The sequence below is a fragment of the Rothia sp. HSID18067 genome (genome assembly GCF_003989445.1).
Lineage (GTDB): Bacteria > Actinomycetota > Actinomycetes > Actinomycetales > Micrococcaceae > Rothia > Rothia aeria.
Genome location: NZ_RBMF01000001.1, coordinates 1149863 through 1165386, shown reverse-complemented (window position 1 = coordinate 1165386; position 15524 = coordinate 1149863). Strand labels below are relative to the sequence as shown.

Annotated in this window: 13 protein-coding genes and 1 rRNA gene; all 14 read left to right on the top strand. The window is 57.7% G+C overall.

Annotated features, from left to right (window positions below; all coding sequences use genetic code 11):
* Nucleotides 1–2 precede the first annotated feature (2 nt).
* Nucleotides 3–120 (top strand): 5S ribosomal RNA (rrf, locus tag D8M23_RS05065).
* A gap of 299 nt (nucleotides 121–419) precedes the next feature.
* A complete protein-coding gene (locus tag D8M23_RS05060) occupies nucleotides 420–1688 on the top strand; it encodes a hypothetical protein (RefSeq protein WP_238693763.1) in 1269 nt (422 codons plus the stop codon).
* A gap of 95 nt (nucleotides 1689–1783) precedes the next feature.
* Nucleotides 1784–2848, top strand: a complete 1065-nt coding sequence (locus D8M23_RS05055) for an HAD-IIA family hydrolase (protein ID WP_126853908.1) — start codon at nucleotides 1784–1786, stop codon at nucleotides 2846–2848.
* Nucleotides 2845–3036 (top strand): hypothetical protein, encoded by a 192-nt coding sequence (locus tag D8M23_RS05050; protein WP_006887860.1) that lies wholly within the window; start codon nucleotides 2845–2847, stop codon nucleotides 3034–3036. Before D8M23_RS05055 ends, D8M23_RS05050 begins: the two co-directional genes overlap by 4 nt.
* A 5-nt stretch (nucleotides 3037–3041) precedes the next feature.
* Nucleotides 3042–3779, top strand: coding sequence for a TlyA family RNA methyltransferase (locus D8M23_RS05045; protein WP_126853907.1), 738 nt, complete (start codon nucleotides 3042–3044; stop codon nucleotides 3777–3779).
* Between the two features lie 112 nt (nucleotides 3780–3891).
* Nucleotides 3892–4812, top strand: coding sequence for an NAD kinase (locus D8M23_RS05040; protein WP_126853906.1), 921 nt, complete (start codon nucleotides 3892–3894; stop codon nucleotides 4810–4812).
* 81 nt (nucleotides 4813–4893) lie between these two features.
* Nucleotides 4894–6600: a DNA repair protein RecN gene (recN, locus tag D8M23_RS05035; protein ID WP_126853905.1), complete on the top strand. Its 1707-nt coding sequence runs from the start codon at nucleotides 4894–4896 to the stop codon at nucleotides 6598–6600.
* 124 nt (nucleotides 6601–6724) lie between these two features.
* Entirely contained in the window at nucleotides 6725–8419 is a 1695-nt protein-coding gene (locus D8M23_RS05030; RefSeq protein ID WP_006887853.1) for a CTP synthase, read from the top strand.
* A gap of 187 nt (nucleotides 8420–8606) precedes the next feature.
* The gene (locus tag D8M23_RS05025) at nucleotides 8607–9317 is read left to right on the top strand and encodes an NUDIX domain-containing protein (protein WP_126853904.1); all 711 of its coding nucleotides are present in this window, start codon (nucleotides 8607–8609) and stop codon (nucleotides 9315–9317) included.
* Nucleotides 9318–9338: 21 nt separating this feature from the next.
* Nucleotides 9339–10487, top strand: a complete 1149-nt coding sequence (locus D8M23_RS05020) for a site-specific tyrosine recombinase XerD (protein ID WP_126853903.1) — start codon at nucleotides 9339–9341, stop codon at nucleotides 10485–10487.
* Between the two features lie 325 nt (nucleotides 10488–10812).
* Complete coding sequence (locus D8M23_RS05015) at nucleotides 10813–12273, top strand: cation:dicarboxylate symporter family transporter (protein WP_126853902.1); 1461 nt, start codon at nucleotides 10813–10815, stop codon at nucleotides 12271–12273.
* A gap of 137 nt (nucleotides 12274–12410) precedes the next feature.
* Nucleotides 12411–13271 carry a ParA family protein gene (locus D8M23_RS05010; RefSeq protein WP_006887854.1) on the top strand — a complete coding sequence of 287 codons (861 nt, stop codon included), beginning with the start codon at nucleotides 12411–12413 and terminating at the stop codon, nucleotides 13269–13271.
* 254 nt (nucleotides 13272–13525) lie between these two features.
* Nucleotides 13526–14491, top strand: coding sequence for a segregation and condensation protein A (locus D8M23_RS05005; RefSeq protein WP_126853901.1), 966 nt, complete (start codon nucleotides 13526–13528; stop codon nucleotides 14489–14491).
* Nucleotides 14488–15405, top strand: a complete 918-nt coding sequence (gene scpB, locus D8M23_RS05000) for an SMC-Scp complex subunit ScpB (RefSeq protein WP_126853900.1) — start codon at nucleotides 14488–14490, stop codon at nucleotides 15403–15405. Before D8M23_RS05005 ends, scpB begins: the two co-directional genes overlap by 4 nt.
* Nucleotides 15406–15524: the final 119 nt, after the last annotated feature.

The window sequence follows — 15524 nt, the reverse complement described above, 5'->3', positions numbered from 1 at the left end:
TTTGCGGTGGTGATAGCCGGGGGGAAACGCTCAGTCTCCTTTTCGAACCTGGTTGCTAAGCCCTGTGGTGTTGATGGTACTGCATCTTGGTGGGTGTGGGAGAGTAGATGGCTGCCGCAATTTTTTTGTGAGTGGGGGTCCCCTGGTGGGGGCCCTCTCTTTTTTTGTGCCCCCAAGGGGGTGTGGGTGTGTGGGGGTGTTTGGGGGCCTACACAAAAAAGCCAGAGCATTTTTGTTGTTCAGTGCTTGAACCATACTATGCACTAGGCAGCCCGAGTAGGTTGTTGACGGGGTATATCTCGAAGAAGTATTCACCTTATGGGACCTCAGGTGCACATTCACCCAGTCTGTAATAGACTATAACGGAGTAATAGTGCGCCTATAACCCTGAAATGGCGTATCCCGCCCCAAGGAGCTTCATGTCTGAGAAACCCCGCCACACATCCAACACGTCTGGCGATAATCGTCCCATGTACAAAGGTAACCGTACTGAAAAATCACGCGGTAAAAAAGGTGGCTACAAAGGTAAAGGGTTTAAAGACAACCGCCGGGATGGTAACGGATACGATCGTAATGGAGCCTCCGGCCGCGGCGATAAAAAATTCAACCGAAATCACCAATCAAGCCAGCGTCCCAGCACTCGCAGGCAGCACGGTTCAGAAGACACGCCTCAAGAAGATGTGCGCACTATTGGAGGGCGCGCAGGGTACCGGCCCTCAAAAGCGAAAGCCCCTGAAATTGATAATGATGTTACTGGGCGGGAACTAGATGGGGCCACCAACCGCCAGCTGCGAGCCCTAGAACCTCGTAACGCCGAAACTGTAGCAAAGCACCTTGTTATGGCCGGGCGCTACCTTGATATTGACCCTCAGTTCGCCCTTGAGCACGCTATTGCAGCCTCACGGAGCGCTGGGCGCATCGCCGCAGTACGCGAAGCCGTGGGTGTTACTGCATATGTGGCCGAAGAGTACGAGACCGCGCTGCGGGAGCTGCGCACCCACCGGCGAATCAGCGGATCCAATGAGCATCTTGCACTGCTGGTCGACTGCGAACGCGCTCTGAATAGGCTCCCTAAAGCACTTGAAATGCTTAACGAAGCACAACGCGAAGACCTACCAACAGCGGTACGGGTGGAATTGGCAATCGTCGAATCGGGTATCTACATCGATCAAGGCAAAAAATCTCAGGCCATTGCTGTATTACGTATCCCTCAGCTTGACCCTAAACGTGCCTATCACTATAGCCCCCGCCTATTCACTGCTTATGCGGCTGCCCTCGCTAATGCAGGGAAAAAACAGGAAGCACAGCGGTGGGAACGACTGGCCCACATGGCTGAAGCAGCTCTGGGACAAGGCGACTATGCCGAACCCGAAATTTTCGACATCTATGGGGAATCGGATCTTCTGGAACCCGAAGAAAACCCCGTAACTGACGAACAACCAGATAGTGTAGAAACTGCTGATCTTTCCGAACAAGAGGAAGCGGAAACCACCTCAGAAAATACCGGTGTACAAGAAACAGAGGCTAGTACTGATGAGCTGCATGGGGAGAATGCCCCAAATGTTGCTGACGAGGAGTCCGAAGAAGACAGCATCATTGACGTTGCGGAATCCGCGGAGAACAAGGTAAAGACCAACCAGGATACCCTCAACTCTGTGCGAGCACAGCAACAAACGGAACCTCAGTAAGAAACCGGCTCTTCAACTAACCCTGCAAAATAGCTGTAGAACCTATCCCCAACCCGCCTACAGTACTTCGGAGGGAAACCCCTGAAAGGTGCACCATGAGTGAAACCCTGCTCAGCGGCTACGACGCGCTGCTATCTGACCTAGACGGCGTGGTGTACGCTGGTCCTTTCGCCATACCCGGCGCTCCCGAAGCACTCAACCGTGCCGAAGACAGCGGTACCCCCGTGGTATTCGTGACTAATAATGCATCCCGTTCTGTGGACTCAGTCGCTGAACACCTACGCGAATTAGGTGTGAAGACCCGTGCCGACCGTGTGGTCAGCTCCGCTCAAGCTAGTGCAGCTCTTCTCGCGCAGCAGCTACCCGCAGGGGCAAAGGTGCTCGTGACAGGTACAGACGCCCTCGCCAACTGCGTGCGGGAGGCCGGGCTCACCCCTGTACGGTCACAGCACGAAAACCCGGTAGCGGTTGTTCAAGGATTCAACCCACGCCTCATCTGGGAAGATCTGGCAGAGGCATCCTACACTCTTGCTGACGAGCAGGTGCTATGGGTGGCTACCAATACCGATAAAACCATCCCCAAAGAACGGGGCCAAGCGCCCGGAAACGGGACTCTCGTCGCTGCTGTAGCGACCGCTACGGGACGTACTCCACAGGTGGCGGGTAAGCCTGAGGCAGCAATTTTTGAAACAGCGGCCGCATCGGTTAAAGCTCAGAAACCAGTGGTGGTCGGCGACCGGCTTGACACCGATGTTCTGGGCGCGAACCGCGCCGGTATGCACGGGGCGATAGTACTCACCGGGGTACAAACCTACGCCGATGTGATTGCAGCTGTACCTGACCAGCGGCCAGCCTACATCCTGCGCACCCTTGACGACTTCTTTGCTCCCTACCCGAATATTGAGGTGGTGTTTGAAGGGTACGAGACCGCAGCCTACGGCCCCCGCTGGCAGGCAAATGTTCGTGGAGAACACATTCAGCTCACGGCCCCTGAAGGATTCAGCACGACTGCTGCGCATAAAAACTTTGCTGGAAGCGACGATGAAGCAGAAGCCTGGCGTGTAGCATGTGCCGCGTGGTGGGCTGCCCATCCCGATCGGGGAGGGATGCCCGAAGTACACGGGTTACCCAATGCGAGCGGTGCCGAGGGAGCCTCATGAGCGAAAAAAGCACCGGCGCTGAACTAACCCTAGAAGACGGCCCTGAAACACCGTTGAGTGATGAGGAACGCGCGGAGTATGAAGCCTTCGAAGAGAAGCTGGCCGCAGCACTCGCCCTAGATCCTTTGGAACGCATTAACGCCTATGGGAAACTCGTGGAAAAACTCACCGCTGAACTCGAAAGCTGAGCAGCGTGCGGTTAGACAAGTACCTCGCCCACAACGGGCTAGCAACCTCCCGCACACTTGCTGCAAAACTTATTGCTGCCGGTGCTGTGAGCCTCAACGGGAAACCCGTTCGTAAAGCATCCCTGGACGTGACGCCAGGCGATAACGTGCAGGTGCACCGTAGCGAACTCACTGAATATGTAAGCCGGGCGGGGCACAAACTGGCGGGGGCCCTGAAAGCATTCCCGCAGGTGCAGGTGAGCGGTAAACGCTGCTTAGACGCGGGGGCCTCAACCGGTGGATTCACTGATGTACTCTTACGCGCCGGCGCTGCTCACGTTGCCGCAGTAGATGTGGGCCATAATCAGCTGGTGCAGCAGCTGCGGGATGACGCACGGGTAAGCGTCTATGAAGGGCTGAACGTGCGCTACCTGAAGCCTGCTGATATTGGCGGGCAGGTTGATGTGACAGTAGGAGACCTGTCGTTTATTTCCCTCACTCTCGTCATGCGCCCCTTAGCGGAGGCAACAGTACCCGGTGGAGACCTGCTGCTAATGGTGAAACCCCAATTTGAGGTAGGAAAACATCGTATTGGTAAGGGCGGGGTAGTAGTTGATGCACAGGCCCGTGCGGAGGCTGTGCAGGCTGTGCAGAACTCGGCGCGCGAGTGCGGTTTAACGGTGTGTGCCACCTCCCCGAGCCCGTTACCCGGGCAGGATGGAAATAAAGAATACTTTCTGTGGTGCACCAAACCGATGCGCTAAAAACAACAACTCTTATCGAAAAAATTTTCTAGAACTTGTGTTCGTATCATTATTTTTTCGGGTAGACTTAGGAAAGATACCGCGCAGGGCAAAATATCTGAAAGGGATGTACATGGCAGAGGCAGAAAGCCGTAAAATCCTGGTGTTCGCCCACACCGGACGTAAAGAGGCACGTGAGGCTGCCCGCCAAGCGTGCACACAGCTGTATCGTGCGGGGCTCACCCCGGTCATGAACCGTTCAGATCTTGAGACCCTTACCGAAAACTGGGCGGATCCCGTGCCCGTGCAAGTGGTACACGAAAGCGTACCGCTCATTGATATTGAGCTGGGGGTAGTGCTTGGGGGTGACGGGTCGATTCTGCGTGCGGCAGAGATGGTACGCCGCACCACCATTCCGCTGGTCGGGGTGAATCTCGGGCACGTGGGATTCCTTGCAGAATCTGAAGAAAGCGACCTAGGGGAGACCGTTGAGCGTATCGTAAGCGGAGAGTACACCGTTGAAGAGCGCATGGCGATCGACGTTGAAGTCTGGCATGAGAGCAAACGGGTGCACACCGACTGGGCGTTAAACGAAGTCAGCGTCGAAAAAGGCAACCGCGAAAAAATGATCGAAGTCATCATTGAAGTGGACCGAAAACCCCTGAGCACCTTCGGATGTGACGGGGTGGTAATGGGCACCCCCACCGGTTCCACCGCGTACGCATTCTCGGGGGGCGGACCTGTTGTCTGGCCGGAGGTAGAAGCAATACTCATGGTGCCGCTTTCAGCACACGCCCTATTCGCCCGGCCACTCGTCGCGGCCCCCACCTCAATGGTTGCGGTCGAGATGATGCCTGGTAACGGCGCATCCGGGGTGCTGTGGTGCGATGGGCGCCGTACCGTGGATTTACGCCCCGGCTCGCGGATTGAGGTACGCAAATCAGAGAAACCGGTGCTGCTGGCCCGTATTCACCCGGCTCCGTTCTCTGAACGGATTGTCCGTAAATTTGAGCTGCCTATCCGCGGCTGGCGTGGCCCCCAGCATCAAAGCTAAACCCCTCGCCATTTTTTACTGTTGCGCCCAGCGCCGGAATACCACGGTGAATCCCAGAACCTGAGTAGATGAGGACCTTGCGTGATTGAAGAAATCCATATTCGTGACTTGGGCGTTATCACCGATGCGCGCCTGCCCCTGCAGCCCGGGCTGTCAGTACTTACAGGTGAGACAGGGGCCGGTAAAACGATGGTTGTGACCGCTCTTGGGATGCTTCTCGGAGCCCGAAGCGACGCCTCTAGTGTGCGCAGCGGCGCTAAGAGTGCCCTCGCAGAGGCTGTGGTGCGCCTTCCCAATAGCCATCCGGCCCTCACTCTCGCGCAGGATGCTGGTGGGTCGGTAGAAGAACTTGACGGTGAGCAAAGCGAGCTGCTGCTGGCGCGCACCGTGAACGCTTCGGGGCGTTCACGTGCCCACATTGGTGGGTGCTCCGCCCCTATCGGCACCCTTGCAGATATTGGGCACACCCTCGTTGCGGTGCATGGACAATCCGACCAGCTGCGCCTCAAATCTGCTGCCGCTCAACGGCACGCCCTTGACTCGTATGCGGGCGAGGCCCTCACACGTCTGCTGGGGGAGTACCGCACCACCTATGACCGTTACCGCGCTGCTGCTGCCGAGCTTAAAGAAGTACGCGAAAACTCTCGCGCCCGCGCCTTGGAGGCACAAACTCTGCGCGGGGCGCTCGAGGAAATCGACAGTGTAGACCCGCAAGAGGGCGAAGATACCGCGCTTAAGGCTGAAAGTCTTAAGCTCATGAACGTTGAGGCGCTGCGTACCGCCGCCGCCACGGCTTCGACGGCACTGGCAGGCAGCGAATACGCTGAAGGGGACGAGGCGAACGTGCTGGGTCTGCTTGATACTGCCCGAGGGGCCCTGCAGCACCAAGCCGAGGCCGACGAAGAATTAGCCTCACTCGCTCACCGTTTGAATGAAGTGCTGATCCTTAGCACCGACATCTCATCTGATCTCGCCTCTTACACGGCCTCCCTCGACGGGGAAAGCCCTGAACGGCTTGCACACGTGCAGAGCCGCTTGGCGCAGCTGAAAAACCTCACCCGAAAATACGGTGCAGATATTACCGAAGTACTTGACTGGGCGCAGGCATCCCGCGCCCGCCTGAATACTCTTATCGACGACCCCACCCGTCAAGAAAACTTAGAAGCCGAGCTGGTCACTTTACGCCAGAAGCTTGGGGAACAGTCGCAGGCGCTTCTGGAAGCCCGCCGGGGCGCCGCCCGAACACTGGCCGAGGCTGTCAGCGAAGAACTTACTGCACTCGCCATGCCCAACGCCTCCCTCATCGTGGAGGTTTCAGAGGCAGAGAAGTTCTCACCCTACGGTAAGGACACCGTCACCTTCATGCTCGCCCCGCACAAAAACGCAGCCCCGCGCCCACTGGGTAAAGGTGCCTCCGGTGGTGAGCTTTCCCGCGTGATGCTGGCCCTTGAGGTGGTGCTGGCTGAGGTGGACCCTGTACCCACCTTCATCTTTGACGAGGTAGACTCCGGGGTGGGCGGTAAAGCGGCCATTGAAATCGGCAGGCGCCTTGCGATGCTCGCCCAACACGTGCAGGTGCTGGTGGTAACCCACCTGCCGCAGGTGGCTGCGTTCGCTGACCAGCATATTCTGGTGCTCAAAAACGATGACGCTTCACTCTCAAAAGTGCAGGTGCTCACCGATGAGCAGAGGGTAGTTGAACTTGCCCGGATGCTCGCCGGACACGACCAATCGGAGGCGGCTCAAGAGCACGCCCGCGAACTATTGCACGCTGGCGGCCAGCTGTAAAGAAGAACCATGCACCCATAGCGTAGGTTCGGCAGGCGGCGTTTGACCACCCAGTATTTGGGCGGTTGTGTGGGTATTATTGGCGGGTTATTACGCTGCGCCCTATTGGATAAGAAAGAAGAAAATGGTAAGCTTGAATTCCGTGGTGAATGAAAATATGAGCGCATCCGGCGCGTCTTCCAACGGCAAAGTAACCCGTCAAATCTTCGTAACCGGCGGTGTTGCGTCTTCTCTAGGCAAAGGCCTTTCAGCATCTTCTCTGGGGCAGCTTCTGCGCTCACGCGGTCTTTCTGTGACTATGCAGAAGTTCGACCCCTACCTAAACGTTGACCCCGGAACCATGAACCCTTTCCAGCACGGTGAGGTATTCGTGACTGATGATGGGGCGGAAACCGACCTCGACATCGGGCACTACGAGCGTTTCCTTGACGAGAACCTTGACCAGTCCGCGAACGTGACTACCGGTCAGGTGTACTCGTCGGTGATCGCCAAAGAACGCCGCGGCGAATACTTGGGTGATACGGTGCAGGTAATTCCGCACATCACCAACGAGATTAAGGCGCGTATGCGTTACGCTGCCGAGATTGATAACGCCCCGGACATTATTATTACCGAAATCGGCGGTACCGTTGGTGATATTGAGTCCCTGCCATTTATGGAAGCCGCGCGGCAGGTGCGCCGCGATGTGGGGCGTCAGAACGTGTTTTTCCTGCACGTCTCCCTGGTGCCGTTTATTGGTCCATCTGGCGAGCTTAAAACCAAACCCACCCAGCATTCAGTCGCCTCTCTGCGGGGTTTGGGGATTCAACCCGACGGGCTGATTCTCCGCTGCGAGCGTGACGTGCCAGCCTCACACCGGGCGAAGATCGGCAACGCCTGCGACGTGGATGTGGACGCCGTCATTTCGTGCCCCGACGCGCCGAGCATCTACGATATCCCCAAAACTCTGCACGGGCAGAAGCTGGACGACTATATCCTTGAGTACTTTGGGCTTGAGGCCCCCGACCCCGATTTCACCCAGTGGGATCGTGTGTTAGGCGCCGTGCACAACCCTAATACTGATGTGAAGGTCGCGCTCGTTGGCAAATATATTGACCTGCCCGATGCCTATCTTTCCGTCTCTGAGGCCCTGCGCGCTGGCGGCTTCGCCAATAATGTGAAGGTCAAGATTAACTGGGTGGCGGCAGATTTGTGCTCCACCGATGAGGATGCCGAAAAGCACTTGGGCGACATGGATGCTATCCTGGTGCCCGGTGGGTTTGGCATCCGCGGCCTTGACGGCAAGATTGGTGCGCTCAAATACGCTCGTGAGCATAAAATTCCCACGCTAGGAATCTGCCTGGGGCTGCAATCTATGGTGATCGAGTATGCGCGTAATGTGCTTGGGCTATCTGAGGCGTCCTCGACTGAGTTTGACCCGGACACCACCGAGCCGGTGATCGCCACCATTGAGGAGCAGAAACAGTTCGTGCACGGTGCTGGGGATCTTGGCGGTACCATGCGTCTGGGCCTTTACCCTGCGAACCTGGTTCCCGGCTCTCAGGTTGCTAAGGCGTACGGTGCTACTGAGGTCGCTGAGCGGCACCGCCACCGCTATGAGGTAAACAATGAGTACCGTGAACGGCTTGAAGACGCGGGGCTGATGATCTCGGGCACCTCACCCGACTCCTCACTGGTGGAGTATGTGGAACTGCCCGCCGAGACGCACCCCTACTATGTGGCGACTCAGGCGCACCCCGAATACCGTTCCCGCCCGACCCGCCCGCACCCGCTCTTTGCGGGCCTTATTGAGGCGGCACTGGCACAACGCGATATGTAACGGCTAAGGCAGCAACACCACGAGGCGGGGCCTGTTACGTACTTGGGTGAAGGCTCCGCCTCGTGCCGGTCTGGTGCGGATAACTGTGATGGGCGTGTGATGCAGGGATGTTCAGTGTCATTGGCTAAACCACCGACTCTCTGTGCCTTGACGCTGCACCGGGTACCCGCCTGGAATCCACGTTAGAATGGGGGATATGAGCACCAAACCGGCGGCATCATCGCTTAACCCAGAATACGCTGATATTGTTGACACTCCCTCTTTGCGGGAAGTTACCTCCCACGAACATAAATACTGCGGGCATGTGCTCGATGTGACCGTTGAAAAATACTTGCTGAGTCCCCACGGGCCGGAACTGACCCGCGACGTTGTGGGTATGCCGGGTGCTGTTGCCGTGGCCACCCTTGATGAACACGACCGTATTCTGCTGCTTAACCAGTACCGCCACCCGGTGCGTATGAACCTGTGGGAGGTACCCGCTGGGCTTCTCGACATTGAGGGGGAAGACCCGCTGGCGGCGGCCCAACGTGAGCTTGCAGAGGAAGCCGACTTAGAAGCTAAGACCTGGCACACTCTTATCGACTACTACACCACCCCGGGTGGGGCCGACGAGGCGGGCCGCATCTACCTGGCTCGGGGTCTGCGCCGTATCCCAGAAGGGCAACGCATCCCACGCGGGGAAGAAGAAGCCGAGATCACCTACCGGTGGGTTCCTCTTGACGCTGCCGTACAGCTGGTGCTGGCAGGGCACATCCATAACGGGTTGGCGAACCAGGCGATTATGGCGGCTTACGTTGCATCCCAGGTGGGGTTTGCCAACCTGCGCTCGGCCACCGATAGCTGGGATTTTCACCCTTATCTGGGTGGACGGCGCACCCGGTACCGGAATGTTCACTAAAACTGTGCGATGGTGTCTCCTGTGACTGGGCGCTCTTCCCGCAGCCACACCCGGCCCACCCCACTGCAGGCTGGTGTAGAACAGTACCTTACCTATTTGCGTGTTGAAAAAGGCAGCAGCGATAATACGGTACTTTCGTACACGCGCGATTTGCGCCGCTACAGTGCGTACCTTGCCACGCGCGGTATTATCGCTCCCGAGCGCATCCGCACCGCTGATGTGCGTGCGTTTATGCGGGAACTCGCTAACCCCGCCGTTCCACTACCCGAGCCGCAGACAGCGCAAGACCGTAAAGCAGCTGAGCAGGACGCGCATGATGCCCTTGCCGCAACGATTTATGCGGGTGATAAAGCATCTGCTGCGCCCCCGCCGCACAATTCGCTCAGTGCACCAGCGGGGCAAATTCTGCCGGTTCCGCTGGGTCCTAACTCTATTGCCCGCACTATGGCAGCGGTGCGGGGCGCGCACGCTTTCTGGCATAGTTCCCGCACCACTGACACCGACCCGGCGGCGGCGGTGAAGCCTCCCAAAAACGTCAAACGGTTACCTAAGGCTGTCACTGTTGAGCAGATGCAGCGGCTTCTTGCGGTTCCGTCCCTGGAGACCCCTACCGGTTTGCGGGACCGGGCGATCTTGGAATTTTTGTATGCCACGGGTGCGCGCGTCAGTGAGATGCTAGCCGCTGATATAGACGATGTGCACCTGGGGGAGAGCACCACCGATGAGCACGGTGAAACTGTTACTTTACCCGGTTATGTGCGGCTATTCGGTAAAGGGGGGAAAGAGCGGCTGGTTCCGGTGGGGTCGTATGCGCAGCGGGCCCTTCAGAACTATCTGGTGCGTGCCCGCCCCGTATTTGCCGCACATGGTAAAGGTACCGCCGCGCTATTCCTTAATGGGCGCGGTAGCCGCCTGGGTCGGCAGGGTGCGTGGCTGATTCTTAAAGGCGCCGCCGAGCAGGCGGGGCTGGCCCAGGATTTTTCGCCTCACTCAATGCGGCATTCTTTTGCTACACACCTGCTGCAGGGCGGGGCCGATATTCGGGTGGTGCAGGAGCTTTTGGGCCACGCTTCTATTGCCACCACCCAGGTGTATACCCGGGTGAGCCCCGAGGGGATGATGGAGGTGTACCGGATGGCGCATCCGCGAGCTAACTACCCCACACAGTAGGAACAGTAGGAAATGTATGCGTGCGCCTTGGTGCACTGTACCCATCCGCTGCGCCGGTTCGCGCGTAAGGCTACCGAAAGATTCTGCGGTGCGCAAAATCATGTGTAATATTTATTCTTCGTGTTACAAAAATGTAAAAAATGTGTTTCTCCGTGTAAAACCCACCAAACCCACTAGGGTGGCCCGGTAGTATCGTGACTATCGCCGAATCGGCCACGCCCAACCGCAACTATCCCAGAGCGTGGCTGTTCATGAGATTAAAGGCTATCTCAGGCGGTGCAGACGCACAGTATCGTGCGTGCCCCGAACGGAAGGGATACATGTTATGAGCACGGCATCAGCCCACAACTCATCACCCAAAAAAACGGTAGAAAAGAAGCCGTTCTATAAAGACCCCACCCACATGCTGTACCTCTCGGTGATTGCTGCCGTCATTATCGGCTGCGTGCTGGGGCTGACCGCGCCGGGCTTCGCTAAAGGTCTGGCGCCCATCGGTACCGGGTTTATCGCGCTCATTAAAATGATGATCGCCCCCGTCATTTTCTGCACCATCGTCCTCGGGGTTGGCTCCATTGCAAAAGCTGCGACCGTGGGGAAAGTGGGCGGTATGGCGCTGCTGTATTTTGTGCTCATGAGCACCTTTGCGCTCGGTATTGGTCTAGTGGTTGGCAATATTATTGAGCCCGGCAGCGCCCTGCACTACGACCCTGCCACCACTAAATACACCCTCCCCAACAACAGCAGCGGGAGTCATGGCGGGGGAGATACCGTGAGCTTCCTGCTGGGCATTATCCCCACCTCCCTGCTTTCTGCACTGACAAACGACAACATTCTGCAGACCCTGTTTGTGGCTCTGCTGATGGGTTTTGCGCTGCAGAAAATGGGCCCGGTCGGCCAGCCCATCCTAAAATTCCTCACCTACTGCCAAGCACTGGTGTTCCGCCTGCTCATGATGATTATGTGGCTGGCGCCGCTGGGGGCATTAGGCGCTATCGCAGCGGTTGTCGGGTCCACCGGGCTGCAAGCAATCTCGTCTATGTTCGTGCTCATGGTCGCCTTCTACATCACCTGCATCCTATTTGTTGTGGTGGTGTTGGGCAGCATCCTGAAGCTGTACACCGGGGTGAACATTTTTAGCCTGCTGAAATATTTGGCGCGGGAATACCTGCTGATTTTCTCCACCTCCTCCTCTGAGGCGGCCTTGCCGCGGCTGATCGCTAAAATGGAGCACCTTGGCGTCTCAAAACCAGTAGTGGGTGTGGTTGTGCCCACCGGGTACTCCTTTAACCTGGACGGTACTGCTATCTACCTGACCATGAGCGCACTATTCGTGGCCGAGGCAATGGGTACCCCGCTGGCGCTGGGTGAACAGCTTTCTCTGTTGGTTTTCATGATTATTGCTTCAAAGGGCGCCGCTGGGGTCTCGGGTGCGGGTATCGCTACCCTGGCTGGTGGTTTGCAGTCGCACCGCCCTGACCTTGTGAACGGTGTGGGGCTGATTGTGGGTATTGACCGTTTCATGTCTGAGGCGCGCGCCGTTACGAACTTTACCGGCAACGCCGTGGCGACTGTGCTCATGGGTAAAGCCGTTAAAGAGATTGACATGGACAGGGTGCATTCCGTCCTAAAAGGCGAACTTCCCTTTGACGAGAACACCATGGGGGATGCCTTACACGGCGACCAGTACGTGGATGATGCGGTGGCTCAGAAATCGCCAACCAAACAGATTCCCGTTGTGCCGCCCGAGAACATAAAACCACGCACGCACATCGACTCTGGGCAGTAGCAGAGAGCTTGAACGCATCCGTTCAACCTCAACCGCCCCGTACCCCTGAGTTCCACCTCACGTTTAGGCTCTGGGATACGGGGCAAATACTGTAACCTTATAATCAACAGTAAATTTCGCACACGAAGGTGACATAGTTGACTGAAGCACCGGAACAAGAACTCGGGCCCACCGGCCGCCCCCTCCGCGAATACCCCGACCCCGCGCCCATACAACAGCACGGTCCCGCGCGCATCATCTCGATGGTGAACCAGAAGGGTGGGGTGGGTAAGACCACCTCAACCATTAATCTTGGTGCGGCCCTTGCTGAATGCGGGCGTAAAGTTTTACTCGTGGATTTTGATCCGCAGGGCGCGCTCTCTGCGGGATTCGGCGCGAACCCGCACGAGCTGGACTTGACCGTCTATAACGTCATGATGGACCGCAAGGTAGACATTAAAGACGTCATCCAAGGCACCGGTGTTGAGAACGTAGACCTGCTCCCGGCGAATATTGACTTGTCCGCAGCTGAGGTGCTGCTGGTGAACGAGGTGGCTCGTGAGCAGGTGCTGGCATCTGCGCTCCGTAAAGTTCGCGACGAGTACGACGTAATCCTCATTGACTGCCAGCCTTCCCTGGGGCTGCTTACTGTGAACGCTCTCACCGCCTCTGACGGCGTGATTATCCCCCTCATCTGCGAGTTTTTCGCCCTGCGTGCTGTCGCGTTGCTGAACGACTCAATCCAGAAAGTGCAGGATAGGCTCAACCCCGACCTGGACATTGTTGGCGTACTTGCCACCATGTTTGATGCACGCACCACCCACTCCAAAGAGGTACTGGCCCGCATTATTGACGCATTCGGCGATAAGGTGTTCGACACCGTCATTAAACGCACCGTTAAATTCCCGGATGCGACCGTCTCATTTGAGCCGATCCTGAACTACGCCACCAACCACCCAGGTGCACAGGCGTACCGGCAGGTGGCGCGTGAGCTAATCTATAAGGGCGGCGCACCCTAGTCCCGGCTGGGTGCCCCAATACGTACGCGGATGCTGTAGCACGGTGCGGGACTGCACCGGGTACGGTGTCCGCGTTTTCATCGGGGTACCTGCGGACCGCTGTTGAGGCTGGGGCCGCCTGTTGCGGTGCCGTGTTGTTTAGCCTCCGCTGGACCCGGTAAAATATGTGACGTTAGGTTCGCCCCTGTAGTTACAGGTGGCGTGCACCTGCCCTAAGTATTTTGAAGCATCCAAGAATGGAGCATAGGTCACCCATGACCGAAACCGTCGCTGCCGAGAGGGTACCGACACCGACTGGGCCGAACAGCCCTACACCCCCGGTGCCAGGTGCCGGGTTCACTCTCACACTCACTAATTTTGAGGGCCCCTTTGATCTGCTGTTGACCCTCATATCGCGCCGTAAACTCGATATTACAGATATCGCGCTCGCTGAAGTTACCGACGAGTTCATCGCCTATCTGCATGCCCTCTACGAGCATGGCACCGCCGAGGCGCTGGATGAGGCGAGTGACTTTATGGTGACTGCCGCAACGCTGCTTGAGTTAAAGGCTGCGCGTCTGCTGCCGCACCATAATGATCCGCTGCAACAGGATGTTGCGCTTGTAGAGGCCCGTGACTTGCTGTTTGCACGGCTTCTGCAGTACCGCGCCTACCGTGAAGTTGCCGCTATTTTTGCTGCACGCTGGCAGGCGGAAAATCAGCGGTTTGCCCGCGCCGTGGCCTTAGAGCCGGTTTTTGCGAAGGCACTTCCGGAGCTTGTGTTTGAGGAAGGACCCGAGGAATTCGCACGTATTGCTGCGGTGGCGTTCGCACCTAAAGCTAGTCCCGCTGAACCGGAGCCAGAGGTAATTGTTGAAGAACTCAACGAACACCTGCACGTTTCCACCACCACTATAGCCGCTGAGGAACGCACTATTTTAGATGCGCTCCTAGTGGGTGCGCCTGCGGTACGGTCGGTGCGGTTCAGCGAGCTTGTGCGCGGGGCCGGTGAGCTTGAGACGGCAGTAGTGCGTTTTTTGGCGTTACTGGAACTCTATAAAGAGGGGGCGGTGACCCTCAACCAGGACGCGCCTTTGGGAGAGATTTCGGTGAGCACAACCGCATTGTCCCGCGATTTTGTGCCCCACGACCCGGCCGACTCTACAATGGCAGGCAGCGATACCGTACCCGCCGCAGCGGCGCCTGAGCTGCAGGCACACCCTGGGAAAGGGGAAGCATGAACACTGGCGCCACCGGCGGTAACCGTTTTGAGGACGAATTTACTGAATCAGACCTGAGTATTGTGAACCTTGGGTATTGGGACCCCGGATCCGATACGGAAATAGCGTCGGGCGCCGGGCAAGAAGGCGCAGCGAGCGATGCTGACGCCCCAGAACCCAACAACACTGTGCAGACACCGCCCCAGAGCAAAGGGCTTACAGTATCTAGCCTCCCCGATAAGGACACAAACAAGACCCCATCAGGGCAGCGAGCGCCCCAGCACCCCAGCGGCCGAACCATGGGTGCTGCTGCTGTTGATGCTGAGGACGAGTTTTCCCGCGTGGAGCGTATACCGGGCGGGGTGAAAGCAGCGATTGAGGCTGTCTTAGCGGTCGCTGACGCCCCGGTGAGTGTGCGTGAGCTATCGGCTGCGCTGATCGTGAATGAGCGGGCGGTGGAGGCTGCCTTAGACGAACTGTACCGTGAATATAACGGGGACGAATCAGACTACGGTGAGGATGGGCCTTCTCGGGAGCCGAGAGGTTTTGAACTGCGCCGGGTAGGGGGCGGCTGGCGTTTGTACTCTCGTGCCGATTTCGCGCCTTGGGTGGCCCGGTTTGTGACCCGCAGCCAGAGCGCCACATTGAGCAAATCGGCGTTTGAGACGTTGGCTGTGATCGCGTATCAGCAGCCGGTTACCCGGGCTCGTGTTGCAGCGGTGCGCGGCGTGAATGCTGATGCCGCGGTGCGGCAGCTGGTGCACCGCCAGTTGGTGCGTGAGGCGGGTAAGGAAGAAGGTACAGGGGCGGCCCTGTATGAGACGACTGAGCTTCTGCTGGCGAAACTGGGGTTGGACTCGTTGGATGAGCTGCCGGAGCTTGCCCCGTTTTTGCCGGATGATACGGAGGCGGCACTTTTGGCAGATGATGCGTAGATACTTATAACGGGCTCCGCAGATGGGTAATGCGTGTAATACTTCAGGCCCAGGGGAGTGCTGCGGAACGTGCGGGCAGTGAGCCCGGGATATAACAGATAAATTGTAGAAAATACTGA

What these genes read in the sequence shown, in the direction of transcription:
- D8M23_RS05015 (WP_126853902.1), top strand. Translation starts at nt 10,813, where the DNA reads ATGAGCACGGCATCAGCCCACAACTCATCACCCAAAAAAACGGTAGAA.
- D8M23_RS05060 (WP_238693763.1), top strand. Translation starts at nt 420, where the DNA reads ATGTCTGAGAAACCCCGCCACACATCCAACACGTCTGGCGATAATCGT.
- D8M23_RS05030 (WP_006887853.1), top strand. Translation starts at nt 6,725, where the DNA reads ATGGTAAGCTTGAATTCCGTGGTGAATGAAAATATGAGCGCATCCGGC.
- scpB (WP_126853900.1), top strand. Translation starts at nt 14,488, where the DNA reads ATGAACACTGGCGCCACCGGCGGTAACCGTTTTGAGGACGAATTTACT.
- D8M23_RS05055 (WP_126853908.1), top strand. Translation starts at nt 1,784, where the DNA reads ATGAGTGAAACCCTGCTCAGCGGCTACGACGCGCTGCTATCTGACCTA.
- D8M23_RS05050 (WP_006887860.1), top strand. Translation starts at nt 2,845, where the DNA reads ATGAGCGAAAAAAGCACCGGCGCTGAACTAACCCTAGAAGACGGCCCT.
- D8M23_RS05040 (WP_126853906.1), top strand. Translation starts at nt 3,892, where the DNA reads ATGGCAGAGGCAGAAAGCCGTAAAATCCTGGTGTTCGCCCACACCGGA.
- D8M23_RS05005 (WP_126853901.1), top strand. Translation starts at nt 13,526, where the DNA reads ATGACCGAAACCGTCGCTGCCGAGAGGGTACCGACACCGACTGGGCCG.
- D8M23_RS05025 (WP_126853904.1), top strand. Translation starts at nt 8,607, where the DNA reads ATGGGGGATATGAGCACCAAACCGGCGGCATCATCGCTTAACCCAGAA.